This window comes from Streptomyces sp. Tu 3180, assembly GCF_009852415.1.
Lineage (GTDB): Bacteria > Actinomycetota > Actinomycetes > Streptomycetales > Streptomycetaceae > Streptomyces.
The window spans coordinates 3,356,273-3,381,684 of sequence record NZ_WOXS01000002.1; the positions used below are offsets into that span (position 1 = coordinate 3,356,273).

The 25,412-nt window shown below is 73.4% G+C and carries 20 protein-coding genes, 1 other RNA gene and 1 pseudogene; 3 read left to right on the plus strand and 19 right to left on the minus strand.

What is annotated here, in order from left to right; translation table 11 throughout:
- Positions 1–8: 8 nt before the first annotated feature.
- The 11 genes and pseudogenes from GL259_RS15985 to GL259_RS16035 all read right to left on the minus strand — a co-directional run bounded on the left by GL259_RS15985 (position 9) and on the right by GL259_RS16035 (position 14,772).
- Entirely contained in the window at positions 9–2,306 is a 2,298-nt protein-coding gene (locus GL259_RS15985; RefSeq protein ID WP_159533341.1) for a UvrD-helicase domain-containing protein, read from the minus strand.
- 60 nt (positions 2,307–2,366) lie between these two features.
- Positions 2,367–3,131 carry a zf-HC2 domain-containing protein gene (locus GL259_RS15990; protein WP_279578624.1) on the minus strand — a complete coding sequence of 255 codons (765 nt, stop codon included), beginning with the start codon at positions 3,129–3,131 and terminating at the stop codon, positions 2,367–2,369.
- A 74-nt stretch (positions 3,132–3,205) separates the two neighbouring features.
- Positions 3,206–3,790 (minus strand): sigma-70 family RNA polymerase sigma factor, encoded by a 585-nt coding sequence (locus GL259_RS15995; RefSeq protein ID WP_159533345.1) that lies wholly within the window; start codon positions 3,788–3,790, stop codon positions 3,206–3,208.
- 301 nt (positions 3,791–4,091) lie between these two features.
- The gene (locus GL259_RS16000; protein ID WP_159533347.1) at positions 4,092–4,685 is read right to left on the minus strand and encodes a CGNR zinc finger domain-containing protein; all 594 of its coding nucleotides are present in this window, start codon (positions 4,683–4,685) and stop codon (positions 4,092–4,094) included.
- Positions 4,686–4,838: 153 nt separating this feature from the next.
- Positions 4,839–5,990: a uroporphyrinogen-III synthase gene (locus GL259_RS16005; RefSeq protein WP_159533349.1), complete on the minus strand. Its 1,152-nt coding sequence runs from the start codon at positions 5,988–5,990 to the stop codon at positions 4,839–4,841.
- 131 nt (positions 5,991–6,121) lie between these two features.
- Positions 6,122–7,506: pseudogene (locus GL259_RS16010) on the minus strand (nitrate/nitrite transporter).
- 209 nt (positions 7,507–7,715) lie between these two features.
- Positions 7,716–8,609: a hypothetical protein gene (locus GL259_RS16015; RefSeq protein WP_159533351.1), complete on the minus strand. Its 894-nt coding sequence runs from the start codon at positions 8,607–8,609 to the stop codon at positions 7,716–7,718.
- Between the two features lie 121 nt (positions 8,610–8,730).
- Positions 8,731–10,065 (minus strand): acyltransferase, encoded by a 1,335-nt coding sequence (locus tag GL259_RS16020; protein WP_159533353.1) that lies wholly within the window; start codon positions 10,063–10,065, stop codon positions 8,731–8,733.
- The gene (locus tag GL259_RS16025) at positions 10,062–12,263 is read right to left on the minus strand and encodes a glycosyltransferase (RefSeq protein ID WP_159533355.1); all 2,202 of its coding nucleotides are present in this window, start codon (positions 12,261–12,263) and stop codon (positions 10,062–10,064) included. The genes GL259_RS16020 and GL259_RS16025 overlap by 4 nt, the downstream gene beginning before the upstream one ends.
- Positions 12,263–13,624 (minus strand): hypothetical protein, encoded by a 1,362-nt coding sequence (locus GL259_RS16030; RefSeq protein ID WP_243762631.1) that lies wholly within the window; start codon positions 13,622–13,624, stop codon positions 12,263–12,265. The genes GL259_RS16025 and GL259_RS16030 overlap by 1 nt, the downstream gene beginning before the upstream one ends.
- Before the next feature lie 179 nt (positions 13,625–13,803).
- The gene (locus GL259_RS16035) at positions 13,804–14,772 is read right to left on the minus strand and encodes a LysR family transcriptional regulator (RefSeq protein ID WP_159533359.1); all 969 of its coding nucleotides are present in this window, start codon (positions 14,770–14,772) and stop codon (positions 13,804–13,806) included.
- Between the two features lie 83 nt (positions 14,773–14,855).
- Here GL259_RS16035 and GL259_RS16040 point away from each other — a divergent pair, with 83 nt between their 5' ends.
- Both GL259_RS16040 and GL259_RS16045 read left to right on the plus strand, forming a co-directional pair.
- Positions 14,856–16,202 carry an MFS transporter gene (locus GL259_RS16040; RefSeq protein ID WP_159533361.1) on the plus strand — a complete coding sequence of 449 codons (1,347 nt, stop codon included), beginning with the start codon at positions 14,856–14,858 and terminating at the stop codon, positions 16,200–16,202.
- 103 nt (positions 16,203–16,305) lie between these two features.
- The gene (locus tag GL259_RS16045; protein WP_159533363.1) at positions 16,306–17,313 is read left to right on the plus strand and encodes a LacI family DNA-binding transcriptional regulator; all 1,008 of its coding nucleotides are present in this window, start codon (positions 16,306–16,308) and stop codon (positions 17,311–17,313) included.
- A 48-nt stretch (positions 17,314–17,361) separates the two neighbouring features.
- On the opposite strand, the gene ssrA is transcribed toward GL259_RS16045, so the two are convergent.
- The 5 genes from ssrA to ftsE form a co-directional block, all read right to left on the minus strand.
- Positions 17,362–17,765, minus strand: a transfer-messenger RNA (tmRNA) gene (gene ssrA, locus GL259_RS16050).
- A 168-nt stretch (positions 17,766–17,933) separates the two neighbouring features.
- Positions 17,934–18,413 (minus strand): SsrA-binding protein SmpB, encoded by a 480-nt coding sequence (smpB, locus tag GL259_RS16055; RefSeq protein WP_159533365.1) that lies wholly within the window; start codon positions 18,411–18,413, stop codon positions 17,934–17,936.
- 70 nt (positions 18,414–18,483) lie between these two features.
- Complete coding sequence (locus tag GL259_RS16060) at positions 18,484–19,644, minus strand: S41 family peptidase (RefSeq protein WP_159533367.1); 1,161 nt, start codon at positions 19,642–19,644, stop codon at positions 18,484–18,486.
- 68 nt (positions 19,645–19,712) lie between these two features.
- The gene (ftsX, locus tag GL259_RS16065; RefSeq protein WP_159533369.1) at positions 19,713–20,630 is read right to left on the minus strand and encodes a permease-like cell division protein FtsX; all 918 of its coding nucleotides are present in this window, start codon (positions 20,628–20,630) and stop codon (positions 19,713–19,715) included.
- Positions 20,631–20,682: 52 nt separating this feature from the next.
- Positions 20,683–21,372, minus strand: coding sequence for a cell division ATP-binding protein FtsE (gene ftsE / locus GL259_RS16070; RefSeq protein ID WP_159533371.1), 690 nt, complete (start codon positions 21,370–21,372; stop codon positions 20,683–20,685).
- Positions 21,373–21,626: 254 nt separating this feature from the next.
- Here ftsE and GL259_RS16075 point away from each other — a divergent pair, with 254 nt between their 5' ends.
- Positions 21,627–21,818, plus strand: a complete 192-nt coding sequence (locus GL259_RS16075) for a hypothetical protein (protein ID WP_159533375.1) — start codon at positions 21,627–21,629, stop codon at positions 21,816–21,818.
- Between the two features lie 95 nt (positions 21,819–21,913).
- On the opposite strand, the gene GL259_RS38740 is transcribed toward GL259_RS16075, so the two are convergent.
- The 3 genes from GL259_RS38740 to GL259_RS16095 all read right to left on the minus strand — a co-directional run bounded on the left by GL259_RS38740 (position 21,914) and on the right by GL259_RS16095 (position 25,316).
- Positions 21,914–22,585 carry a hypothetical protein gene (locus tag GL259_RS38740; RefSeq protein WP_243762312.1) on the minus strand — a complete coding sequence of 224 codons (672 nt, stop codon included), beginning with the start codon at positions 22,583–22,585 and terminating at the stop codon, positions 21,914–21,916.
- 308 nt (positions 22,586–22,893) lie between these two features.
- Positions 22,894–24,000 (minus strand): peptide chain release factor 2, encoded by a 1,107-nt coding sequence (prfB, locus tag GL259_RS16090; protein WP_159533381.1) that lies wholly within the window; start codon positions 23,998–24,000, stop codon positions 22,894–22,896.
- Between the two features lie 68 nt (positions 24,001–24,068).
- Positions 24,069–25,316 carry a serine/threonine-protein kinase gene (locus GL259_RS16095; protein WP_159533383.1) on the minus strand — a complete coding sequence of 416 codons (1,248 nt, stop codon included), beginning with the start codon at positions 25,314–25,316 and terminating at the stop codon, positions 24,069–24,071.
- Between the last annotated feature and the right edge of the window lie 96 nt (positions 25,317–25,412).

The window sequence follows — 25,412 nt, forward strand, 5'->3', positions numbered from 1 at the left end:
CCCCGGGCTCAGTCCCTCAGCAGGTCCGGCACCCCGGCCGCGTCCGGCTCGTCCCGCTCCTGCGAGACCACCGTCAGCTGCCGGGTGGCCCGGGTCAGGGCGACGTACAGGACGCGCAGCCCGGCCGGCGACTCGTCGGCGATCTCGGCCGGGGAGACGACGACGGTGGCGTCGTACTCCAGGCCCTTGGCCTCCAGGCTGCCGAGCGCCACGACGCGGTCGCCCAGCCCGTCGAGCCAGCGCCGGGCCTCCTCGCGGCGCTGCATGGCGACGACCACGCCGACCGTGCCGTCCACCTGCTCCAGCAGCCGCGCCGCCTCCGCGCGCACGGTCGCGCCCAGCGACTCCGTCACGACCGAGAAGCGCGGCTCCACGCCGGTGGAGCGCACCGCCCGCGGGGACACCGAGCCGGGCATGGCGAGGGCGAGCACCTTCGACGCCAGCTCGGCGATCTCCGCCGGGTTGCGGTAGTTCACCGTGAGCTCGAAGCGGCGGCGGGGCCGCGTGCCGAGGGCCTCGTCGCGGGCCTGGGCGGCCTCGTCGGGGTCGGACCAGGAGGACTGGGCCGGGTCGCCGACGACCGTCCAGGTGGCGTGCCGCCCGCGCCGGCCGACCATGCGCCACTGCATCGGGGTGAGGTCCTGGGCCTCGTCGACGATCACGTGGGCGTACTCGACGCGCTCCTGGGCGAGCCGCTCGGCCCGCTCGCGCTGCGACTCCTCGCGCACCGGCATCAGCTCCTCCAGGCCGGTGAGCTGGTCCAGCGGGTCGATCTCGCGCTTCCTGCGGGGGCGGGCCGGGGTGCCGAGGATCGCCTGGAGCTCGTCGAGCAGCGCGACGTCGTGCACGGAGCGGCCGTCCCGCTGCAGCGAGCGGGCGACCCTGCGGACCTCGCCGGGGTTGAGGACGCGGCGGGACCAGCGGCCCAGGCGCTTCTCGTCCGCCATGGCGCCGAGGACGGCGGCCGGGGTCAGCTCGGGCCACCAGGCGTCGAGGAAGGCGGTGAAGTCGTCCTCGGAGGTGACGTCCTCGTCGAAGGAGGAGCGCAGCTCGGCGGCGAGCTCCGGGTCGGTGTGCCGGCCCGCCGCGCCGGAGCGCTCCCACAGGGCGTCGAGCAGCAGCTTGCGGGCGCGGGGGCGCAGCAGGTTGACCGGGGCGGTGCCGCCGAGGGCGGTGCGGCGGATCTCCGCCAGCTCCCCGGCCTCCAGCTCCAGGCGCCGGCCGAAGGCGACGACCCGCAGCCGGGCCGGTGAACCGTTCCCCTCCAGCGCTCCGCGCGCGGCCTTCCGCAGCACCTTGAGCATGCGCGACGAGCCCTTGGCACGGGCCACCGACGGGGAGTCGTACAGCGTCGCCTCGACGCCCTCGACGAGCGAGCCGACGGCGCGGATCGCGACCTGGCCCTCCTCGCCGAGCGAGGGCAGCACGCCCTCGGTGTAGGCGACCAGCAGGGGGGTGGGCGAGACGATCAGGATGCCGCCCGCGTACCGGCGCCGGTCCTGGTAGAGCAGGTAGGCCGCCCGGTGCAGGGCGACGGCGGTCTTGCCGGTGCCGGGGCCGCCCTCGACGTGGGTCACCGAGGCGGCGGGGGCGCGGATCACCAGGTCCTGCTCGGCCTGGATGGACGCCACGATGTCCCGCATGGTGTGGGTGCGGGCCTGGCCGAGCGCGGCCATCAGGGCGCCGTCGCCGATCACGGGCAGCTCGTGGCCGTCCAGGGACGCCGTCAGCTCCGGGCGCATCAGGTCGTCCTCGACACCGAGGACGCGGCGGCCCTTGGAGCGGATCACGCGGCGGCGCACGACCCGGCCCGGGTCGACCGGCGTGGACCGGTAGAAGGGCGCGGCGGCCGGGGCCCGCCAGTCGATGACCAGCGGGGCGTAGTCCTCGTCGAGGACGCCGATGCGGCCGATGTGCAGGGTCTCGGCGATGTCGGCGGTGTTGTCGGGGCGCACGGCGCCCTCGGCGGGCTCGACGGCGGTGTAGGCGCCGTCGGGGCCCTTCCTGCCGTCCTTGCCGGGCAGCAGGTCGATCCGGCCGAAGAGGAAGTCCTCGAACTCGTTGTTCAGCCGGTTGAGGTGGACGCCGGCCCGGAAGACCTGGGCGTCCCGCTCGGCGAGGGCGCCGGGCGTGCCGACCTGGCCGCGCCGGGCGGCGTCGCGCATGAGGAACTCGGCCTCGTGGATCTTCTCCTCGAGGCGCCGGTACACCCGGTCCAGGTGTTCCTGTTCGACGCGGATCTCCCGGTCGCGAACGGAGTCGTGAACCGGGTCGACCGCGGTTTCCTGTTGAGCCTGAGCGGCCACCGGGCCCCCTTCTGACGTGCTGGGCAGCCGTCAACCGTACGCGAAGGGAGCCCCGTGAGGCTACGAGTCGACCTCCACCAGCCGCTTGCCGTCGAAGGTCATCACCTCGAAGTGATCGATCTCGTTCGGTTCGAACGCGGCGCCGCCCTGGACGTACAGCGGCTGCTTGGCCTTGTCCGCCTCGGCGTCCGGCAGGCCGTAGCCCCAGTCCGGGACCGACCAGGACGTGACGGTCTCCCGCTCGCCGTTCTTCCCGACGGCGACCAGCGAGCACTTCTGCGGACCCGTGACATTCTTCAGCTCCAGGACCGTCTGGGTGCCCCAGGCCTTCTTCTCCAGCGCCACGGTCGCGGAGACCTTGGTGCCCGGATCGGTGGCCGAGACCTTGTCGGGGGTCTTGTCGAAGGTCTCCTTGGCCGGGTTCGCCGCGAGCGTCCGGCCGGTGCCGCCGCCACCGCCACCGCCGCCGTCGTCCCCGCCGGTGGTCGCCACGGCCACGAAGGGGCCGCTGACGATCAGCGCGCCCGCCGCGGCCACCATGTAGAAGTTGCGGCGGCGCTTCCTCGCGCGGCGCTCGGCGACCTCGTCGACCAGCTTCTCCACCACGCGCGGACTCGGCCGGGCGGACAGCGACTCGCCGATGTCGGGCGTCCCGGCACCGGGCAGGTCCGCGAGCGCGGCCAGCATCGGTTCCATGCCCGCGAGTTCGTCGAGCTGCTGGGCGCACCACTCGCAGGTCGCGAGGTGCGCCTCGAAAGCGGTTGCTTCGGCGTCGTCGAGGATGCCGAGGGCGTAGGCGCCGACGGTCTCGTGTTCGTTCGGCACCGGTGATCCCTGCATGGCCCCAGACATACCCGCACCGCCCGTGCCGAATCCCTGATTTCCCCCGTACACACTCATCACGCCGTCACCCCCCGCTCCTCCAGAGCCAGCTTCATCGACCGCAGGGCGTAGAACACCCGGGAGCGGACGGTGCCGCTGGGTATGCCGAGTGTCTGCGCCGCCTCATTGACGGTACGCCCCTTGAAGTACGTCTCGACGAGGACCTCCCGGTGGGCAGGGGTCAGGTCGTCGAGCGCGTCCGACAGCGTCATCAGCCACAGCGCCTTGTCGATCTCGTCCTCCGCGGGGATGACCTCCAGCGGCGACGGATCGACCTCCTGCGGCCGGGCCTGCCGGCTGCGGTGGCCGTCGATGACGATGCGCCGGGCGACCGTCACCAGCCAGGGGCGTACCGAACCGGTCGCCCGATTGAGCTGACCGGCGTTCTTCCAGGCACGGATGAGCGTCTCCTGCACGACGTCCTCGGCGCGTTGCCGGTCTCCGGCGACCAGCCGCAGGACGTAGGCCAGCAAGGGTCCGGCGTGCTCGCGGTACAGCGCACGCATCAGCTCCTCGTCGGGTTCCGACGGCGCTGAGGGCATGCGATGTCGGGCCCTCGATGCACGGTCATTGGCCACGACGGAATCCTTGCGCACGCCCACCTCCGATGTCCGGGGGTTCCCCCAGCCGGTCGCTCGACAACCGGTACGCAGACGGGGCGCCGGGTGTTCAAAGCGAGGGGACAGTTTTCTGCGGGGCGGCGCGAGGACCGGGACATGAGGTCACATTCCCCCCGCTTTCCCTTCACGTTTCCGACACGGCGGCGAGGACGGGCGCGCCGCCCGTGGAGCGCGGGCGGCGCGCGGGGCGTGAGGGACGTCACCGCGGCGTCCCGGCGCGGGCGGCGCGCGGAAGCCGTACCGGGGGCGGCCGTTCAGGGCGGCCGGGCGGGGGCCGGGCGCCTCAGGCGCGGGCGAGGGCGGCGCGGCGGCGGTGGCGGGCCACGCGTTCGCGGTTCCCGCAGACCTCGCTGGAGCACCAGCGCCTCCGGTGGCCCCGGGAGGTGTCGAGGTACACGATCGGGCAGTTGTCGCCCTCGCACTGCCGCAGACCCGCGCGCGCGACGGGGTCGGTGAGCAGGTACACGGCGTCCCGCGCGACCGCCGCGAGCAGTGCGGCGCGGCCGGGCGGGCCGTCGAGACGGCGCGTCAGCACACCGTCGTCACCGGGGACCGCGCGCGGGGCCGGGGGCGCCGCGCGGGCGAGGTCGTTGACCCGGGCGAGCGCGAGGTCGTACGCGCGGACGCCGGGCGCCGCCCGGCCGCGCACCAACGGGCCGATCCGGTCGCGCAGTTCGCGGAAGGCCGCCGGCCACGAGGGGTCGGCGTGGGCCAGCGGGGTGCCCGGCGGGACGAGTCCCGAGCCGGTGATCCAGGCCCGCAGCACCTCGACCGAGCCGAGCCGTTCCACGGGGTGCGTGGTCGCGAGGAGATCCAGACAGACCCGCCCGGTGTCGAACCGCAGCTCGTGGGGCGCCGTGGCCGTACCCAGTGCCATGTGCCTGTCACCGCCTAGGGTTTCACCCCGGCCGCGCGGGACCGGGGTGATGCGCGTGAGGGGCCGGGAAGTCCTCTCCCTACAGTGCCTGCCCGCTCCCGCGCCCGGAACCCCCCGCACGGCACCCTCGCCCCGCCGGGCCGGCCGGCACGCTCAGGCGTCCGCGTACTTCGACTCCGCCTGCGGGTCCAGGGCGAGCCGGTAGCCGCGCTTGACGACCGTCTGGATCAGCTTGGGGGCGCCGAGGGCGCTGCGCAGGCGGGCCATGGCGGTCTCCACCGCGTGCTCGTCGCGGCCCGCTCCCGGCAGCGCGCGCAGCAGGTCCGCGCGGGCGACGACCCAGCCGGGCCGCCGGGCGAGCGCCCGCAGCAGGGACATGCCGGCCGGCGGTACGGGCCTGAGCTCGTCGTCCACCAGGACCGCGTGCCCGCGGATCTCCACCCGGTGCCCGGCGACGGGCAACGTGCGGGCCCGGGCGGGCAGTTCCTGGCAGAGCAACTGGACGAGGGGGCCGAGCCGGAAGCGTTCGGGCTGGACGGTGCCGACGCCGCGGGCCTGCAACGGCAGCGCGGTGACCGGGCCGACGCAGGCGGGCAGGACGTCGTGGCCGAGGGCGGCGAGCACGTCGTCGAGCAGGCCGCGCTCCTCGGCCCGGGACAGCAGGGAGGCCGCGGCGGGCGCGCTGGTGAAGGTGACCGCGTCCAGGGTCCGGGAGACGGCGGCGTCCAGCAGCCGGTCGACGGGGCCGAGGTCCTCCGGCGGCAGCCACCGGTAGACCGGCACCCCCACCACCTCCGCTCCCCCGGCCCGCAGCGACTCCACGAACCCGGGCAGCGGCTCGCCGTGCAGCTGCACGGCGACGCGCAGTCCGTCGACGCCCTCCTCGAGCAGCCGGTCGAGCACCTCCGCCAGGGACTCCGACGCCGGCGACCACTCCTCGGTCAGTCCGGCGGCCCGGATCGCGCCCTTCACCTTGGGGCCGCGCGCCAGGATCCGCACCTCGCGCAGCCTCGCCAGCAGGTCCTCGCCCAGCCCCCAGCCGTCGGCGGCCTCCACCCAGCCCCGGAAGCCGATGGCGGTGGTGGCGATCGCGATGTCCGGGGCCTGCCCGATGATCTCCTTGGTGGCGGCCAGGAGTTCGCTGTCGTCGGCCAGCGGCACGATCCGCAGGGCGGGGGCGTGCAGCACGACGGCTCCGCGCCGCTCCAGCAGCGCGCCCAGTTCGTCGGCCCGGCGCGCCGCGGTCACCCCCACGGTGAAGCCCGCGAGTGGCCCGTGGTCCGGTCGCTGTCGTTCGTCGTCCATGGCTCTCGTCCCGCACTCGAGTCGGCGTACCGCACGGAGGTGCGGCTCCACCTCCGTGCCGGACCGAGCCTGTCAACGATCCGTGACAGGCTCGGTTCGGCTTGATGTCACCAGTGTTACGTCACTTCCCGTCACACCTCGGCGTAGCTGAGCTGCGGCTTCTCCTCCGGGGCGGTGCCGGCGCCCCCTGGCGGGCCGCCGGGCGGCGGAGGTATACGGCCCAGGTGACCACGAAGCAGACCCCGTAACAGGCGAGGAACGCGACGAACGCGCCGGTGCCGGAGCCGTAGGAGAGGAAGGACTGGCGGAAGGCCAGGTTGATGCCGACCCCGCCGAGCGCGCCCACCGCGCCGATCAGCCCCATCGACGCCCCGGACAGCCGCCGCCCGTACGCGGCCGCCTCCTCGCCCGTGAGCCCCTTGGCCTGGGCCTTGGCCTGGAAGATGCCGGGGATCATCTTGTACGTCGAGCCGTTGCCGAGGCCGCTCAGCACGAACAGCACCACGAAGGCGACGGTGAACAGCGCCAGCGACTTCTGCATGGAGGCGGCGATCAGCACCGCGGTCGCCGCGCCCATGGCGACGAAGTTCCACAGGGTGATCCTCGAGCCGCCGTACCGGTCGGCGAGCGATCCGCCCACCGGGCGGATCAGGGAGCCGAGCAGCGGGCCGACGAACGTGACGTACGCGGCCTCGAGCGGGGTGCGGTCGAACTGGTTCTGGAGCACCTGCCCGAAGGCGAAGCTGTAGCCGATGAACGAGCCGAAGGTGCCGATGTAGAGGAACGCCATGATCCAGGTGTGCGCGTCCCGGGCGGCGTCCTTGGCGGCACCGGTGTCGTTCTTCACCGAGGCGAGGTTGTCCATGTACAGCGCGGCGAGCGTGGCGGCCACGACGATCAGCGGGATGTAGAGGCCGAGCAGCACCCGCGGCCCGCCGCTCGCCCCGATGATCGCGAGGGCGGCGAGCTGGATCACGGGCACGCCGATGTTGCCGCCGCCGGCGTTCAGGCCGAGCGCCCACCCCTTCTTCCTGAGCGGGAAGAAGGCGTTGATGTTGGTCATGGAGGAGGCGAAGTTGCCGCCGCCGATGCCGGCCAGCAGGCCGACCAGCAGGAAGGTGGAGAAGGACGTCCCCGGCTCCATCACCGCGAACGCGGCCACCGTGGGGACGAGCAGCAGCCCGGCGGAGACGACCGTCCAGTTGCGCCCGCCGAAGACCGCGACGGCGAAGGTGTACGGGACGCGGACCACGGCGCCGACCAGCGTGACCATGGACGTCAGCAGGAACTTGTCGGCCGGGGTGAGCCCGTACTCCGGGCCCATGAAGAGCACCAGCACGGACCACATCGTCCAGACCGAGAAGCCGATGTGCTCGGACAGCACGGAGAAGACGAGGTTGCGGCGGGCGACCTTCTCCCCGGTCGTGTTCCAGAAGGTCTCGTCCTCCGGATCCCAGTGCTGGATCCAGCGGCCGCCCCTGTTCGGGGGCGCGGGGGCCGGGCTCGGGGCTGTCATGACGCCTCCACTGTTCTCCGGGGGTGCGGACGGTGCCGCGAGGGGCTGGTCCCGAAGGTAGGGAGGGAGCGTTTCCGGTCTGTGGCCCACGGTGACCGGCGGGGAACGTTGCTCTCACCTCCGGCGGGGACGGGGTGAGAGGTGTCCGGCACCGGGCGGGGACGGGGCGGTGAGGCGCGGTGCGGGCCCGGGGGCCGGTTCCGTCCGGTTCAGCGCCGCGGGGGCTGCCGGTAGGGGTTCTGCTGGGGGTGCTGGGGCGCCTGCGGCTGCTGGGGGTGCTGGGGGTACGGCGGCTGGGCCGGCTGCCCGTGCGGCGGCTGCGGCGGGGCGTAGGGGCCGCCGGGGGCCGGGACGGGGGGCTGCTGGGCGTACGGGCCGGCCGGGGCGGGCTGGGCGTACGGGCCCGGGGCCTGCCGGGGGTACGGCATCGGAGGCTGCCCGGGGACCGCGCCCGGCATCCCCGCACCCTGGGCCCCGTACGGGCCGCCGAAGGGGTTGCCGTGTCCCGGCAGCTGCCCGCCCGGGGGCAGGTGGCGCACCCGGCCGGTCTCGTCCGTCACCGGCGTGAACCCGGCGGCCCGCAACCGGGCCGCGAACTTCGCGTTGCGCCCGCGGGTGACGACGAGGCCGATGCCGAGGAAGGCCAGGAGGGCGAGCCAGATCACGCCGGCCAGGACGAAGTCGGACGACGCGCCCCCGGCCCGGAAGGCCAGGACCGCGCAGCCGACGGTGACGCCGAGCGCCCCGTAGCCCATCCGCTTCTCGGCGCTCTTGCCGGTGAGGTCGAAGTTGATGCGGGCCCTGAGGAGTTCGAGGGCGTCCGGCACGAGCGGCGGCAGCGAGACGCCGTCGCCCGCGTTCGGGTACCGCGCCCAGTTCCGCGCGGCCCGGGCCCGCGCCTGCGGGGAGGGGTCGGGCACGATCAGCATCTTGAGCCGGCCGTTGTTCCCGCCCTGCCGCACGTCCGCGTACTCGTACCCGAACTGCTGGGCCACGAAGGCGAGCCGGGCGAGCTTCTTCACGGACGCCATCGGGCTGGTGAGCTCCACCGGCTCCCCGCTCGCCATCAGCCGCAGCATCCTCCGCGTCTGCCGCTCGCCCATCCGCACCCGCCCCCTGGCCGCCCTGTTCACTTCCGCAACAGGGGCAGTTTTCCACGGGGCACGCCGACGCGGTAGCGCGGCCGGGGCCCCGAGCGGTCCCCGGCCTCCGGCGGACGTGACGTCAGCCCCGGTGGGCCGCACCGGCCCTGCTCCGCCGGCCGGTGGAGCGCTTCGCGCCGTTCGGCCACAGGCGTGGCTTCCGCTTCGCCGCGAGGTCCTCGACCCAGCCGACCGCGAGGACCATCAGGCCGATGAGCGGCCAGACCAGGGCGAACATCCAGATCGTGTACGAGCTGTCGAGGGCGGCCGTCGCGCGCTCGCTCTGCATGAACGGGAGCCGGTACAGCAGGTCGATGACCGGGACCGTCGCCATGATCAGCAGGTTGTGCCACAGGTAGATGGTGACCGCCCGGTTGTTCGAGAGGGTCACCAGCCTCTCCCACTTCGCCAGGCGTCCCGGGAGTTCCTGCCACGACGGGGAGTACTGGAGCAGGATCACGACGAAGCCGAACGACCAGGTGGCCTGGGCCAGCGGGATGTCGTTGAGGTCCCAGCCGTCGGGGCCCAGGTGGTTCGAGGCCCACCACAGGCCGAAGGCCATCACCAGGGACGCGCAGGAGACGGAGACGTACCGCGGGATCTGCTTCAGCAGGCCCTCCTGGTGGGCGAAGCCCAGCACCCAGCAGCCGCCGTAGACCGCGAAGTCGGTGACCGCGTTGCCCGTCTCGCCGGGGATGGTCACCAGGCCCGTGCCGACGATCGCCGTCAGGCCCAGCGGGGCGAGCAGGGTCGGCCAGGGGGCCCGGCGGAACAGCCAGAGCAGCAGCGGCGACGCGACGACGAACCACAGGTAGGCGCGCAGGTACCACAGCGGCCCCGCGGCCTGCACCGCCCAGGTGTCCTCCAGCAGGCCCGACGGGGAGCCGATGTGCCAGGGGTAGGGCGGGGCGCCGATCGGGACGATGTAGTTGAACAGCCCGATCAGGCCCCAGGTGTCGCCGTGGTCCGGGTCCTCCACCGGGTTCCAGCCGTTCGCGAGCATCATCGCCAGCACGACCGCGGCGAACGCCCACATGGGCGGCAGGAGACGGCGGATCCGGCCGCGGATCACGCCCATCGCCGGACGCTTCAGTGAACGCGCCATCAGCGAGCCCGCCAGCGCGAACATCACGCCCATCGACGGGAACAGCACCGTCAGCCAGGCCCAGCCGAAGAGGTGGTAGACCACGACGCGGACCAGGGCGATGGAGCGCAGCAGGTCCAGGTACCGGTCACGGCCCGGCTTCCCGGGGGCGGCAGGCGCGGCGGCGGGATCCGGCGGGGGTGCGGGCTCGGCCGTGCGCTGCCGCGGGACGGCGGGCGGCATCCCCGTGGTCCCGTTCGCGTCCCCCGTGTACGGGGTTCCGTACGGGCCGGCCGGCTCCGGGCCCGTGCCGGTCGTGTATCCGTGGGTCATGCCACGGGCCTCCGATCATCGCTGCGCCGGTCGCGCCGGCCCGGCACCGCTCCGGTGACGGGTGCCTCGACGACGCCGGTGCGCCGCAGCTTCTGCCAGCGCAGGCGGCCGCCGGTGAGGGCGGTGATCCAGGACTGGAGCAGCACGACGTACATGAGCTGGCGGTAGAGGATCTGCTGCAGCGGCAGCGAGATCAGGTGGGTCATGCGTTCGCGGTCGAGGCGGAAGGCGTACGCCGCGCAGACCGCCTGGATGGCCAGGACGCCCAGCCACGCCACGATCGTCTTCTGCGTCGGGCCGAAGACGATGCCGTAGAGCAGGAAGACGTCGATCAGCGGGGCCAGCAGCGGGGCCACGATCATGAACAGGGAGACGAAGGGCAGGCCCACGCGGCCGAAGCGGCCCGAGGGACCCTTCTCGATCACGGCGCGGCGGTGCTTCCAGATCGCCTGCATGGTGCCGTACGACCAGCGGTAGCGCTGGGACCACAGCTGCTGGACGGTCTCCGGGGCCTCGGTCCAGGCGCGGGCGTTCTCGGCGTAGACCACGCGCCAGCCGGCGCGGTGCAGCGCCATGGTGACGTCGGTGTCCTCGGCGAGCGTGTCGTCGCTCATGCCGCCGATCGGTTCGAGGGCCGAGCGCCGGAAGGCTCCCACGGCGCCCGGGATGGTCGGCATGCAGCGCAGGACGTCGTACATGCGGCGGTCCAGGTTGAAGCCCATCACGTACTCGATGTGCTGCCAGGCGCCGATGAGGCTGTCCTTGTTGCCGACCTTCGCGTTGCCCGCCACGGCGCCCACCCTCGGGTCGCCGAAGGGCTGGACGAGCTCGCGGACGGTGGACGGCTCGAAGACCGTGTCGCCGTCCATCATCACCACGATGTCGTAACGGGCGTTGGCCAGGCCGCGGTTGAGCGCCGCCGGCTTGCCCGCGTTGAGCTGGCGGATCACCCGCACGTTGGGCAGGCCCATGGACTCGACGATCCGGGCGGTGCCGTCGGTGGAGCCGTCGTCGATGACGAGGATCTCGATCGGGTGGTCGGAGGCCATCAGGGAACGGACGGTGTTCTCGATGCACTTGGCCTCGTTGTACGCCGGGACCAGCACCGTCACCGGCTCGGTGACCGGCGGGCCCCAGCGGAAGCCCCGGCGGCGGACCCGGCGGGCGTGGGCGCCGGAGAGGAGGAGCATCAGCACGAAGCGGGCGATGACCAGGGTGCCGATGATCGCCAGGCCCACCACCAGGACGCCGGTGATCTTCTCCGAGGCCTGGACCAGGAAGATCCACGCCTTGCCCTTCCACAGGTCGGCGCCGGTGACCGGGCTGTGCGCGCTGGGCGCGCCCAGGGCCTCGGTGAGGTTGTCGAACTCGTAGCCCTGCTCCTTCAGGTCGGGCAGGAACCGGTCCAGCGCCGCGACGGTCTGGCTGCGGTCGCCGCCGGAGTCGTGCATCAGGACGATGGCGCCCTCGCCGTCCTCGGGCGTGGCGCGGCGGATGATCTCGTCGACGCCGGGCCGCTTCCAGTCCTCGCTGTCGGTGTTGTTGACGACGGTGAGGTAGCCGCGGCTGCCGATGTACTGGGTGACCGGCCAGGTCTCGTTGTCCATGGCGGCGGAGAACGAGGAGTACGGCGGGCGGAAGAGCGAGGTGCGGATGCCGGCGGCGCCGGTGATCGCCAGCTGGTTCTGCGACAGCTCCCAGTCGATGCGCTTCTTGGACTGGAGGGAGAGGTCGGGGTGGTTGAAGGTGTGCAGGCCGATCTCGTGGCCCTCGTCGACCATGCGCTCGACGAGGTCCGGGTAGCGGGAGGCCATGGTGCCGGTGACGAAGAAGACCGCGTGCGCGTCGTGCTTCTTCAGCACGTCCAGCACCCTCGGCGTCCAGGTGGGGTCCGGGCCGTCGTCGAAGGTGAGGACCAGGCGGTGGTCGGGCACGCCCAGGCTCTCGGTGCGGCCGGCGCGGGCGTCGATGACCGGACCGCCCTCGAGTATCTCCTTCGGCACCCGGTCGGTGGGGGCGGGCTTCCCGACGCGGTGGTCGGCGAGGATCTCGCTGTGCACGTACCCGCGCAGCATGAGCATCGCGGCCAGGGCGACGAGGACGAGCAGCGGGAGCAGCAGGCGCAGGGGCACGCGGCGGCGCGGGGCGCCGTCGCGGGCCGGGCGCGCGGCTCCGCGACGGTGGGAGCGGGATGCCATCAGAGGACGTTCTCCGGGGACGGTGCGGCGGGGGTGGCGGACGGCTCCGACTGCGCGGCGGGGCCCTCGGCGACGACCGGCGGACCGGCGGGAGCGCCGGCGACGTCGTCGGTGCCGGCGTCACCGCCGTCACCGCCGCCCGTGGGGGCGGTCGTGCCGGGAGCGGGGTCGTCCGTCACCGTGGGGTCGGGGACCGGGGCGGTCGGGGTCTCGTCCGGGGTCGTGGGGGTGACGTCGTCGTCGCCGGTGCCCGGGTTCACGGGGGTCTTCGGGGTCTGCGCCGGCGCCGGGTCGGCGCCCGTGCCCGGCTCGTCCGCGGCGCCGGCCGTGCCGGACCCGGGGGCGGTGACGCCGGACCCGGGCGCCGTCGGGGCGCCGGTGGCCGGCGTGGCCCCCGGGGAGAGGCTGGTGCCGGAGCCGGGGGCGGCGTCCGTCTCGGCGGGCCGCGGCGAGGTCTCGACCTTCCCCGCGGGCCGCTCCTGCTGGCCGGGGACGGGCATCCAGGGGGCGTCGGAGTTGCCGGACAGCAGCGTGGCGACCATGACGACGGCGTATCCCGCGCAGGCGAGGCCGACGGCCAGGCCGATCCGGCGGTAGAGCCGGACCCGGCGGCCGGACTCGTCGACGAACACGGGTCCGGCGGAGGCGTCCTGGCCGCCGCCCACCCGGTCCGGCGACCGGCGCAGCACGCCGCCGTCCCCGAACTGCACGGCGTCGAGCTGAACCGTCACTTCGTGCGGGTCGTGGGTGGCGTCGTGGGTGGCCGCGGCAGTCTCGGCGGGCTCCTCCTGCCAGGGGTCGCGGGCGGGGGTGCGGGTCCCCTCCGGGGAGGAGGGCCACGTCACCCTGGCGCCGGGGCCGCCGGGGGCCCCGGGAGCACCGGTCCGGGGGCGGGGGACCCGCAGGGCCGTGGTGCGCTCGGCGTCCCACGGATCGTCCGCCCGGCCCTCGCGCGCGGCCGCGGTGCGGTCCTCGCGGCCGTCGGCGGGCGCCGTGCCGTCCGGGGTCCCCGCCGTGAACGCGGCCCCCGCCCGCCGGGCGTCGCCGGGCCGCGTCCCGGGCCGGGCGGCGGGATCCGCGCCGCGGGAGGCGCCGCCCGGGGCCCGGTTCCCGTCGTTCCCGGTGGGGAGGACCCCCAGGCGGGCCCAGCGGTCCTCAAGGGAGTCGAAGCCGGTCCCGGCCCCGGCGTCGGCGTCGTGAATCTCCGCACCGCCCCTCGCGCCGGGCCCGGCGAAGTAGCCGTCCTCGGGGAGGAGCCGCGTGTCGCCCAGGTCCCGGTCCTCGTCGTTCTCCGGGAACTCCTCGAACGCCCCTGCGGCTCCGAGCCGTTCCGGTTGGGCGTCTTCTCGCCACTTTTCCACGCGCACGCACTTCCCCCCAGGGATGGTTCCGGGTGCGCGCACGACCCGAGCACTCGCCGTCGGACCGGGCCCCCACCCGCTCCGAGCGCCCCGTCTACCACACAATGCTCGGGCGACGAATGTAGCGCACGCGGAGGATGCGTGTTCGCCCTGTGCCCTTTCGTAGCGAGGGTGAGACATCACACGGACGTCATCACGACGGAGTCGGTGGCCGGAATCCATCCCTCCTCGGGTCGTTCCAGCCAGCCCTCCTCCGCGGCGAGGACGGCCGCGGCCCGCCGGAGCACCTCCAGGGCGGGGTGGACCAGACCCTTGCGCCACACCAGTGACACGGGTGACAGCGGGACCGGGTCGACGAGGGGGCGCAGCACGGTCGAGGGCAGCTCCGGGAAGTCCACCACGGCGAGGATCGGATGGCGCGTTCTCGCCATGATCCGCTGGAACTCCTCGTCCCCGACGGCCAGCGGCACGGGTGGCGCGAGCGCGATGCCCCGCCCCTCGAACAGCAGCCGGGCGAGGTCCGTCCACTCCGGCGTGCGCGGGTTCCCGGCCCCGGCGTACACCGTCTCGCCGGCCAGCGCGGCGAGCGGCACCTCGGGCAGCGGGGCCAGCGGGTGGTCCTCGGGCAGCACGACCGCCATCGGCTCGTAGCGCACGGGCTGCTGGTCGAGCCCGGCCCGCAGCGCCGGGGCGAGCCCCGCGAACCGCCCGAACGACGCGTCGAGCCGCCCGGCGAGCACCTCCCCCGCGGCCCAGGTCAGTCCGCTCTCGTAGCGGGCCATCAGCTCGTGGCCGGGGGCGAGTCCGCGGGCCCGGTGCAGCACCCGGCGCGGGGTCTCCAGGCCCGCGGAGTTGAGGTCCACGAGCAGGGGCCGGGCCTGCCCGGCGGCGGCGAGCAGGTCGTCCTGCGCCTGGAGCGCCCGGCGCGCGTACGGCAGCAGCCGCTCGCCGTCGGCGGTGAGCGTCACCTGGCGGGTGGTCCGGACGAACAGCTCGCTGCCCAGCTCCCGCTCCAGCCGCCGCACGTCCCGGCTGAGCGCCTGCTGGGCGACGTAGAGGCGCGCGGCGGCGCGGGTGAAGTGCAGTTCCTCGGCGACGGTGACGAAGGCGCGCAGGAGACGGGGGTCGAGGTGGGCGGGGGCGGACACCCCGCGAACCTACAACACGGGTGCGTGAATCGGCGCCGAGAAGGTGTTGGACCGTCCGCGCGGCCACGGGCGACGGTGGGGGCATGCCTCAGCCGAACCCCCGGGACACCGTCCTGCTCACGGTCACCTCCGACACCCTCGTCGCCGCCGACCTCGGCCCGCGCGCCCGCCGGTCCGGCGACCCGGCGGGCGGCCGGGAGAAGGGCCCGTACCGCCGTCTCCTCACCCTGCCCGGCACCCGGGCGTTCACGGCCGGCAATCTCGTCGCCCGGCTGCCGATGGGCATGTTCAGCGTGAGCGCGGTCGTGATGATCGCCGGGACGCGCGGCTCGTACGCCCTCGCCGGCGCCGTCACCGCGACCGGCCTGGCGGCGACCGCGGTGGTCGCCCCGTGGACCGCGCGCCTGGTCGACCGGTACGGGCAGGCCCGCGTCGCGCTGCCCGCCACCGTGTTCGCCGTGCTGGGCTCCCTCGCCCTGCTGCTGTGCGTGCGCCACGGCGCCCCGGACTGGACCCTGTTCGCCTCCTACGCCGCCACCGCCACGACCCCCAACACCGGCGGGATGTCCCGGGCCCGCTGGGCCCACCTGCTGAAGGGGGACGCCGAGGCCCTGCACACCGCGAACTCCTTCGAACAGGCCGCGGACGAGCTGTGCTTCATGCTCGGCCCGGTGCTCGCGGCCTTCCTGTGCGGGGCGTTCTTCCCGGAGGCGGGCACCCTCGTGGGGGCCGTGCTGCTGCTGGCGGGCGTGGTGCTGTTCACCGCCCAGCGGTCCACCGAGCCGCCGGCCGGGCGGCGCACAACCGGCCGCGCCCCCTTCCGGGCCCCCGGCATCCGGCCGCTGCTGGCCGTGTGCCTGGCGACGGGTGCGGTGTTCGGCTCGATGGAGGTCGTCACCATCGCCTTCGCGGACGACCGGGGGCACCGCTCGGCGGCCGGTGCGGTGCTCGCGCTCCAGGCGGCCGGTTCCTGCGCGGCGGGCCTGCTGTACGGCGCGGTGCGCCCCGCCGGGTCCGCGCGGGCCCGGCTGCCGTGGTGCCTGGCCGCGATGACCGCGCTGATGGCCCTGCCGCTGCTCGCGGCCGGCCTGACCGGCTCGCTCCTGGTGCTGGCGGGGGCGCTGCTGCCGGCCGGCATGGCCACGGCCCCGACGATGGTGACCGCCATGACCCTGGTCCAGCGGTACACCCCCGAGGGCCGGCTGAACGAGGGCATGACGCTCGCGGTGACCGGTCTGCTCGGCGGGATCGCCTGCGGCAGCGCGGCCGGCGGCTGGGTGGTGGAACACGTCTCGGTGACGGCCGGGTACGGCGTCCCGGTGGCGGCGGCCGCGACCGCCCTGGCCGTCTCCGTCGCCCTGTTCGGGCGGTCGAACCGCTTCCCGTCCGAGCCGCCGAACCGCCCCGCGGATTCCCGCGCACCCCATTGACGGCCCCGCGCCCCGCGCATACCTTCACCCGTCGAAGCGCTTCGACGAACACCGCGTGCCCCCTTCGGCATCCCCCACGGACAGTGCCAGACGAGGACCCCCGATGGTGAAGATCACGGACGTGGCCCGGCGCGCCGGGGTCTCCCCGAGCACGGTCTCGTACGCGCTCAGCGGCAAGCGTCCGATCTCCGACGCCACCCGGCGGCGCGTCCAGGCCGCCGTCCGCGAGCTGGGCTACCGTCCGCACGCCGGCGCCCGTCCCCCGGCCCGCCGGTCGAGGGTGCTGGCCCTCGCGGTCCCGGTGCGCTCCGGCGTCCACGTGCCGGTGGTCACGCAGTTCGCGGTGGCGGTGGTCACCGCCGCCCGCGCCCACGACCACGACGTGCTGCTGCTCACCCAGGGCGAGGGCGAGGAGGGGATCCGGCGCGTCGCGGACGCGGGGCTGGCGGACGCGGTGGTGGCGATGGACGTGCAGCTCCAGGACCCCCGGCTGCCGTTGCTGCGCTCGCTGTCCCTGCCGTCCGTGCTGATCGGTGTTCCCGCCGAACCGGACGGGCTGACCTGCGTCGACCTGGACTTCCGGGCGGCCGGTGAGCTGTGCGTGGACCACCTGGTGCGGCTGGGGCACCGGGCGGTGGCGCTGGTCGGCTCGCCGCCGGAGGTGTACGTGCGGCGGACCGCGTTCGCACGGCGGCTGGTGGAGGGCTTCACGGCCGCCGCCGACCGGCACCGGCTGGCCTCCGCGGTGCACCCGTGCGGAACCGGCCGGGACGCCGCCCGGGCGGTCGCCGAGCGGCTGCTGCGCGAGCAGCCGGCGCTGACCGGGGTGGTCGTGCACAACGAACCGCTCCTCGACCCGCTGATCGACGCCTTCGAGCGGCTGGGCCTGCGCGTCCCCGGCGACCTGTCCCTCGTCGCCGTCTGCCCCGCCCCCGTCGCCGCGTCGGCCCGCGTCCCGGTCACCTCGGTCGCCGTGCCGTCCGCGGAGCTGGGCACCCGCGCGGTGCACCTGCTGGTGCGGAAGCTGTCCGGCGCGCCCGTGCCGCACAGCACCCTGCTGTCGCCCCGCCTGACGGAACGGGCGAGCACGGCGGTGCGGGCGCCCGCATGACACAGGCCCCGTCGCTCGAGGCGACGGGGCCTGTGCCCACATGGGGTGGAGTGGAGATGGCGGGAATCGAACCCGCGTCCAACGGTGCGGAACCAGGGCTTCTCCGTGTGCAGTCGGCTGTGCTTTCTCGGCCCCGGAGATCACGCCGACAAGTCTCCGACGGGCCCAGTCACTGTGTGGTTTCCCTCTTCACCCCGTGACCGGGATCAAGGTTTAGTTCCCTAGCTGATGCCAGGATCCGGGTCGGGAACACCCCCGGGCTGACACTCCCTTTAAGTAGGGGAGCCGCTGCTCGCTACCTGAAGATCAGGCAGCGAGGGCGAGCTCGCCCTGGGAGATGGATCGCTTGGAATTGGCGATTATTTTTTTCGGCCTGTGGTTTACGAGATCATGGCCGCTTCCTCGACACGCTTCCCCTGCTTCGACAGCCGCTGTCGAAACCGATCATCCCCATGTTGATTTCTCAAGGTGCGCACCCGCGGTGGGGTGCAGATGCCATCGTACGTGACCGACACCCGACGATGCCACCGTGTTCCCGGCGTCCGACACGACCCGTTGTCGCGGCCGTCGTCCCGCCGTGGCACCGGGTTCAACGCCGCCCGGCGCCGGGTTGTTCCCGCTCAGGCGCGCTGCTTGCGGCGGACCGCCGACATCGCCCGCTCGGCCTCGCGCCGGTCCTGCTTCTCGCGCAGCGTCTGGCGCTTGTCGTACTCCTTCTTGCCCTTGGCCAGCGCGATCTCGATCTTCGCGCGGCCGTCCTTGAAGTACAGGGACAGCGGCACGATGGTGTGCCCCGTCTCCTGGGACTTGGACTCCAGCTTGTCGATCTCCTCGCGGTGCAGCAGCAGCTTCCGCTTGCGCCGCGCGCTGTGGTTGGTCCACGTGCCCTGGCTGTACTCCGGGACGTGCACGTTGTGCAGCCACGCCTCGTGGTCGGTCAGCTGGACGAAGCCGTCGACCAGCGACGCCCGGCCCTGGCGCAGCGACTTCACCTCGGTCCCGGTGAGGACCAGGCCGGCCTCGTAGGTGTCGATGATGAGGTAGTCGTGCCGCGCCTTCTTGTTCTGCGCGATCAGCTTGCGCCCTTTTTCCTTAGCCATAGTGCCGCCATTTTCGCACTACGGAGGGGGTCCGCGGGAAGCCGATTATCGCTCCGGCGCGGCGACGGCGCTACCGGCCCAGTCCGCTCAGGACCGTCCCGGCCCGTTCCAGCGCCCCGTCGTCGGCCTCCAGGTCGGGGACGAGGCCGCGGCCGTCGACGCTCCGGCCGGAGGGGGTGCGGTAGTGGCCGACGGTCAGTTCGGCGACGGAGCCGTCGGGCAGCGGGGTCGGCATCTGGACCGAGCCCTTGCCGAAGGTGCGGGAGCCCACGACGACCGCCCGCCCGCGGTCCTGGAGGGCGCCGGTGAGGAGCTCGGCCGCGCTCATCGTCCCGCCGTCGACGAGCGCGACCAGGGGCCTGGCGGTGTCGCCGCCGGGCTCGGCGTGCAGGGCGCGCTGCTCGCCCTCGACGTCGTAGGTGGCGACCAGGCCGCCGTCGAGGAAGGCGGAGGCCGCGGTGACCGCCTCGGCGACCAGGCCGCCGGAGTTGCCGCGCAGGTCCAGGACGATCCCGGCGCCGGCCGGGGCCCGCCGCACGGCGGCGCGGACCTTCTCGCCGGAGCCCTTGGTGAAGGCGGTGACCTTGACGACGGTGACCCGGCCGGCGGTCTCGCGGACGGTGACCGTGTCGCGGGACAGCCGGGCCCGGCGCAGGGTCTGGCTCCACGCGCGCGTGCCGCGCTCCAGACCGAGGCGGACGGTGGTGCCGGCGGTCTCACCGGTGCCGTCGCCGCGCAGTAAGGAGACCACCTCGGTGACGGGGCGTCCGTCGACCTTCTCCCCGTCGACGCTGCGCAGCCGGTCGCCCGCGCGGATCCCGGCGTCGGCGGCGGGGGTGCCGCTGCCGACCTTCGCCACCTCGATGCGGCCGTCCCGCTCGCGGGCCCACAGCCCGACACCGGTGTACCGGCCGTCCAGGGACTCCTCGAACTCCTCGTACTCGCCCGGGGAGTAGACGGCGGCCCAGCGGTCCCCGCTGCGGCTGACGGCGCGCTCGGCGGCCTCCAGGGGGGACGCGCCGTCGGCCGCGGCCTCCTCGGCCGCCCGGGCGACGTCCGCGTGGCGCCCGGAGTGCGCCGCCGGACGGGCGTCGTCGGCCGCCGCCCTCCGGTCGGACTCGGGCAGGTTGCCGGTGGCGGCACCGGCGACGAGCACACTCGCGAACACCAAGGTCAGGGCGGCTCCGCGGCCGATGCGGCGGGGCTGACAGAACGGGTCACGACCTGACATGCCGGTGAGTCTAGGACAACGCGAAGGGGCGCACGGCCGGTTGGCCGTGCGCCCCCACTGGGCAAGAGTCACACCTTCAGATACTTGCGCAGCGCGAAGAACGCGGCCAACGCGGGCATCAGCAGGCTCGTGGCGAGGATGAGCGGCAGCTTCGTCAGCACGGCGTCCCAGCCGATGAAGTTGATCAGGTTCAGCTTCTCCGACAGGGCCAGACCGTGATCGATGATGAAGTACCGCGCGACCACCAGGAACCCGCACGCGAGCGTGCCGCCGATGAGCCCGGCGACCGCGGCCTCCATGATGAACGGCGCCTGGATGTAGAAGCCGGAGGCGCCGACCAGGCGCATGATCCCGGTCTCCCGGCGGCGGCTGAACGCCGAGACCCGCACCGTGTTCACGATCAGCATCAGGGCGACGACCAGCATCAGCGCCATCACCGCGCGGGCGGCCCAGTTCATGCCGTTCAGCAGCCCGAAGAGGTTGTCCAGGATGCCCTTCTGGTCCTGCACCGACTGCACGCCGTCGCGCCCGTCGAAGGCGGTCGCGATGACCTGGTACTTCTCCGGGTCCGTCAGCTTGATGCGGTACGACTCCTGCATCTGGTCCGGCGTGAGGGAGCTGGCCAGCGGGGAGTCGCCGAACTGCTCCTTGTAGTGCTTGTACGCCTCGTCCTGGGACTCGTAGGTGACCGTGTCGACGACCGACATCTTCTCCAGGTCGGTCTTGATCTGGCTCTTCTGGTCCTCGGTCACCGCGCCCTTGGCGCAGTTCGGGTCGGACTCGGCGTCACTCTTGTTGCACAGGAAGATGGAGACGTTGACCTTGTCGTACCAGTAGCCCTTCATGGTGTTGACCTGGTCGCTCATCAGGAGCGACCCGCCGAACAGGGCGAGCGACAGGGCGACGGAGACGACGACCGCGAAGGTCATCGTCAGGTTGCGGCGGAGACCGACGCCGATCTCCGACAGGACGAACTGGGCGCGCATGGCGGGTCCTTCAGGCCTTTCCGTGGACGCGAGGGGGCGCGATCGGAGGTGATCAGTGCTGGTAGCCGTAGACGCCGCGCGCCTGGTCGCGGACGAGGCGGCCCTGCTCCAGCTCGATGACGCGCTTGCGCATCTGGTCCACGATGTTCTGGTCGTGCGTCGCCATCACCACGGTGGTGCCCGTCCGGTTGATCCGGTCGAGCAGCTTCATGATGCCGACGGAGGTCTGCGGGTCGAGGTTGCCGGTGGGCTCGTCGCAGATGAGCAGCTTGGGCCGGTTGACGAAGGCCCGCGCGATGGCCACGCGCTGCTGCTCACCGCCGGAGAGCTCACCGGGCATCCGGTCCTCCTTGCCGCCGAGGCCGACGAGGTCGAGCACCTGCGGCACGGACTTGCGGATCTCGCCGCGCGACTTGCCGATGACCTCCTGCGCGAAGGCCACGTTCTCGGCGACCGTCTTGTTCGGCAGCAGGCGGAAGTCCTGGAACACCGTCCCCAGCTGGCGCCGGATCTGCGGCACCTTCCAGTTGGAGACGCGGGCGAGGTCCTTGCCCAGGACGTGCACCTGTCCGTGGCTGGCCCGCTCCTCGCGGAGGACCAGCCGCAGGAAGGTGGACTTTCCGGAGCCGGAGGACCCCACGAGGAACACGAACTCGCCCTTCTCGACCTCCAGGGAGACGTCCCTGAGGGCAGGACGGTTCTGCTTGGGGTAGACCTTGGACACGTTGTCGAATCGGATCACGGATGCACCACGGGTAGCCGGGGGTAGATGAGCGTGACCATACGCGAAGCGGAAGGACGACCGCAGTCACCGTCCGGGGTTGCGCGGCACTTGTTCCCTTTGTGACGGATGTACGGCGCTGCCGCGCGGTCCCGCCGCCGGGGCAGGATACGGGGGACCGCGCCGTTTACCGCGGAACCTGGCACAGTGGGAGGGGAACGTTCGCGTGGTCGTGGGCGTTATGACGATGGAACCGGTGGGAGGAGGGCGAGCGCATGACGTATGACCGGCTGGTGTGCGCGAACTGCGCCGCGCCCGTGAGCGAGGGCCGGTGCCCGGTGTGCCGTGCGAACCGCGAGCGGCTGCAGCAGGAGAACTTCTTCGCGGGGCTGAACCCCACGGCGCTGATCGCGCTGCTGGCGGTGCTGGTCGCGGCGGTGGCGCTGCTCGCCCACCAGACCGCCTGACGCCCCACCCGAACGCACGAGGGGCCCGGAGCGCGGTTGCGCTCCGGGCCCCTCGGTCTACGCCGTCCTCACGCTGCGTACGCGCGCGGCCACCGTCAGGCGGCGGCGCCGCCGCGGCCGGTCATCAGGCGCGGCAGCACCCGGAAGCCGATGCCGCCGGCGATCATCGTGGCGGCGCCGATCACCAGGAAGGTGGTCTCCATGGCACCGGTCTCGGCGAGCTCCTTGCCGTCGCCCTGGGCCGCGGGGGCCGGGGCGTCGTCACCGGTGTCGGTGAGCGCCGAGGAGCCCTCCTCCTGGGTGGAGGCGCCACCGTCGGGGTCGGCGGCGTTGCCGCCGCCGTTGCCGCCGCCGTTGCCGTTGCCATTGCCGTTGCCGTTGCCCGGCTCCTCCGGCTCGGTGGGCTCCTCCGGCTCGGTGGGCTCGGTGGGCTCCTCCGGCTCGGTCGGGTCGGTGGGCACCTCGGGGTCGGTCGGGATCTCCGGGTCCGTCGGGTCGGTGGGCACCTCCGGGTCCGTCGGGTCGGTCGGGACCTCCGGCTCGGTGGGGATCTCAACCGGCGGGGTCTCCGGATCGGTGGGGTCGTCGCCCGGCTCGTCGCCGTCGAGGTCCGCGTCGACACCGAGGCCGACGCCGCCCTCGCCCGCCGAGGCGCTCACGCCGATCTCGAGGGCGGAGGCCGCGCCGGCCGCGGTCAGCGAGGCACCGGCCGCGATCACGGCACCGGCCGCGATCCGAGCGACACGGATCCGCGTCTTCTTGGTCATGTGGTTGCTACCCCCAGTAGCTCATCGTCAATGAGGCGGCGCTCGGGGCCGTGATCAACGGGGGTGACTGCGGTGAAACGCCCCCCGGTTCACATGCGCCCCAGAGATACGCATGCCACGCTTCACCCTTCCGATTTTTCAAAAGAACGTCAAGGCCGTTGCGTACGCGATGTCCTGCTACGCACGCTTTGCCGAACACCGGGGGCGTGAGTGTGATGTAAAACCCAGACATCCCCGGCACGGAAAAGGCAACTGCCACCAGGAAGGCGGCAGTTGCCTTGTCGACAAAGCGCTGTTCGCGCGGAGGGTTACTTCTCCTGCTGCTTGCGCCAGCGAATTCCGGCCTCCAGGAAGCCGTCGATCTCACCGTTGAACACGGCCTCGGGGTTGCCGACCTCGTGCTCCGTGCGCAGGTCCTTGACCATCTGGTAGGGGTGCAGCACGTACGAACGCATCTGGTTGCCCCAGGAGTTGCCGCCGTCGCCCTTGAGGGCGTCCATCTTGGCCTGCTCCTCCTGGCGGCGCCGCTCCAGCAGCTTGGCCTGGAGGACGTTCATCGCGGTGGCCTTGTTCTGGATCTGGGAGCGCTCGTTCTGGCAGGAGACCACGATGCCGGTGGGCAGGTGCGTGATGCGCACCGCGGAGTCGGTGGTGTTCACGCCCTGGCCGCCGGGGCCGGAGGAGCGGTAGACGTCGATGCGCAGGTCGGACTCGTCGATGTCGACGTGGTCGGACTGCTCGACGACGGGGAGCACCTCGACGCCCGCGAAGGAGGTCTGGCGCCGGCCCTGGTTGTCGAAGGGCGAGATGCGCACCAGGCGGTGGGTGCCCTGCTCGACGGAGAGGGTGCCGTAGGCGTAGGGCGCCTGGACGGAGAAGGTGGTCGACTTGATGCCGGCCTCCTCGGCGTACGACGTCTCGATGAGCTCGGTCTTGTAGCCCTTCTGCTCCGCCCAGCGCAGGTACATCCGCTGCAGCTTCTCGGCGAAGTCGGCCGCGTCCACGCCACCGGCCTCGGCGCGGATGTTGACGAGCGCCTCACGGGAGTCGTACTCGCCGCTGAGCAGCGTCCGGACCTCCATCTCGTCCAGCGCCTTCCTGACGGCCGCGAGCTCGGACTCGGCCTCCGCGCGGGTGTCCGGGTCGTCCTCCTCCTCGGCCATCTCGAAGAGCACGGCGAGATCGTCGATCCGGCCGCGCAGCGCCTCGGCCTTCCGCACCTCGGCCTGGAGGTGGGAGAGCTTGCTGGTGATCTTCTGCGCCTCGTCCGGGTTGTCCCACAGGGACGGCGCGGCCGCCTGCTCCTCGAGCACGGCGATGTCTGCCCTCAGCTTGTCGAGGTCCAGGACGGCCTCGATCGACTCCATGGTCGAGGAGAGGGACTTGAGCTCTTCGGATACATCGACGACTGCCACGCCCTCCAGCGTAACGGCTCCGCCGGGCGACCCACGCCGGGCGCGGGCCGCGGGGAGGGCGTACCAGGTCAGGGGGCGGCCGGGGCGGAGTTCTTCGTGTCCTCGGGCGGCGCCGCGCCGTCGTCCGCGGTGGCCAGCCAGGTGCCGACGCCCGCCGCGGCCGCCAGGACCGCCGCCGCCACGGCCAGGGCCAGGCGGCGCCGGCGGGCGATCGCGCGGTTGCGGGCCGAGCCGGGGCGGGGGGCACCGGCCGCGCGGGGGGCCCGGGCCGTGCCGCGGGCGCCGCCGGCGAGCTCGTCGGGGGCCGGCACCCTCATCGACGTGTGGGTGTCGCGGTTGGAGTCGGCCGGGCGCGCGCCCGGCACCAGCGGGACCGCGCCGCGCCGCCGCACCGGCCGCCCGGCGGCCGGGACCGGGCCGGGCGCCCGGTCGTCCTCCGCCGGCTCCTCCGCCGGCCCGGTGTCCGGCTCGTCCACGTCCAGCGGCGGCATCCCCGCCAGCATCGGCAGCAGCTCCCGCAGCCGCGCGGCCAGCTCGGAGGCGCGCAGCCGCGACGCCGGCGCCTTCGCCAGGCACTGCACCAGCAGCTGCCACAGCTCGTCGGGGATGCCGGGGAGCGGGACCACCGTCTCGGTGACGTGGCGGCGCAGGACCGCTCCGGGGTGCCCGCCGCCGAACGGCGTGAAGCCCGCGAGCAGCTCGTACAGGACCGTGGCCAGCGCGTAGATGTCGACCGACGCGCGCGGCGGCAGGCCCTCCACCATCTCCGGGGCGAGGTAGTCCGGCGTCCCGATGATCTTGGTGGCCCGGGTGCGGCGCGGGGTGTCGATGAGCTTGGCCACACCGAAGTCCGTGAGCAGCGCGCGGTGCGAGCCGCCCGGCCCCAGCGGGCCCTGCATGTCCAGCAGCACGTTCTCCGGCTTGACGTCCCGGTGCACGACCCCCGCCGCGTGCGCCGCCGCCAGCCCGTCCGCGACGTCGGCGACGATCGCCGCCGCCGCCTCGGGCGCGAGCCGCCGCTCGCGGTCGAGGCGGGTGCGCAGGTCCGTGCCGCGGACCAGGTCCATGACCAGGGCGAGGTCGTTGCCGTCGACCACCAGGTCGCGCACGGAGACGACGTGCGGGTGCTCCAGACCGAGCAGCGCCGTCCGCTCCTGCACGAAGCGGCCGACCAGCTCCTGGTCGGAGGAGAGATCCTCACGCAGAAGCTTGATGGCGACGGGCCCCTCGGGGCCCTCGCCCAGCCACACCGTGCCGGCGCTGCCCCGCCCGAGGATCTGGTGGGCGGTGTACCGGCTGCCGATCTTCCGTGCCAAGACTGCTCCTACCGACGCGTGTTGTCGCTAAAACTACGCGTCCGGGGAGCCGGGCTTCACAACGGATCCCGAAATCAACCCTCAGGTGTCGACAAA

Bases quoted from the DNA above. Each gene is read 5' to 3' on its own strand.
- GL259_RS16060 (WP_159533367.1), bottom strand. From the start codon at position 19,644: ATGTCAGGTCGTGACCCGTTCTGTCAGCCCCGCCGCATCGGCCGCGGA.
- GL259_RS16015 (WP_159533351.1), bottom strand. From the start codon at position 8,609: ATGGGCGAGCGGCAGACGCGGAGGATGCTGCGGCTGATGGCGAGCGGG.
- smpB (WP_159533365.1), bottom strand. From the start codon at position 18,413: ATGGCTAAGGAAAAAGGGCGCAAGCTGATCGCGCAGAACAAGAAGGCG.
- GL259_RS38740 (WP_243762312.1), bottom strand. From the start codon at position 22,585: ATGACCAAGAAGACGCGGATCCGTGTCGCTCGGATCGCGGCCGGTGCC.
- ftsX (WP_159533369.1), bottom strand. From the start codon at position 20,630: ATGCGCGCCCAGTTCGTCCTGTCGGAGATCGGCGTCGGTCTCCGCCGC.
- GL259_RS16040 (WP_159533361.1), top strand. From the start codon at position 14,856: ATGCCTCAGCCGAACCCCCGGGACACCGTCCTGCTCACGGTCACCTCC.
- GL259_RS16020 (WP_159533353.1), bottom strand. From the start codon at position 10,065: ATGACCCACGGATACACGACCGGCACGGGCCCGGAGCCGGCCGGCCCG.
- GL259_RS16005 (WP_159533349.1), bottom strand. From the start codon at position 5,990: ATGGACGACGAACGACAGCGACCGGACCACGGGCCACTCGCGGGCTTC.
- GL259_RS16075 (WP_159533375.1), top strand. From the start codon at position 21,627: ATGACGTATGACCGGCTGGTGTGCGCGAACTGCGCCGCGCCCGTGAGC.
- GL259_RS16045 (WP_159533363.1), top strand. From the start codon at position 16,306: ATGGTGAAGATCACGGACGTGGCCCGGCGCGCCGGGGTCTCCCCGAGC.
- GL259_RS16025 (WP_159533355.1), bottom strand. From the start codon at position 12,263: ATGGCATCCCGCTCCCACCGTCGCGGAGCCGCGCGCCCGGCCCGCGAC.
- GL259_RS16000 (WP_159533347.1), bottom strand. From the start codon at position 4,685: ATGGCACTGGGTACGGCCACGGCGCCCCACGAGCTGCGGTTCGACACC.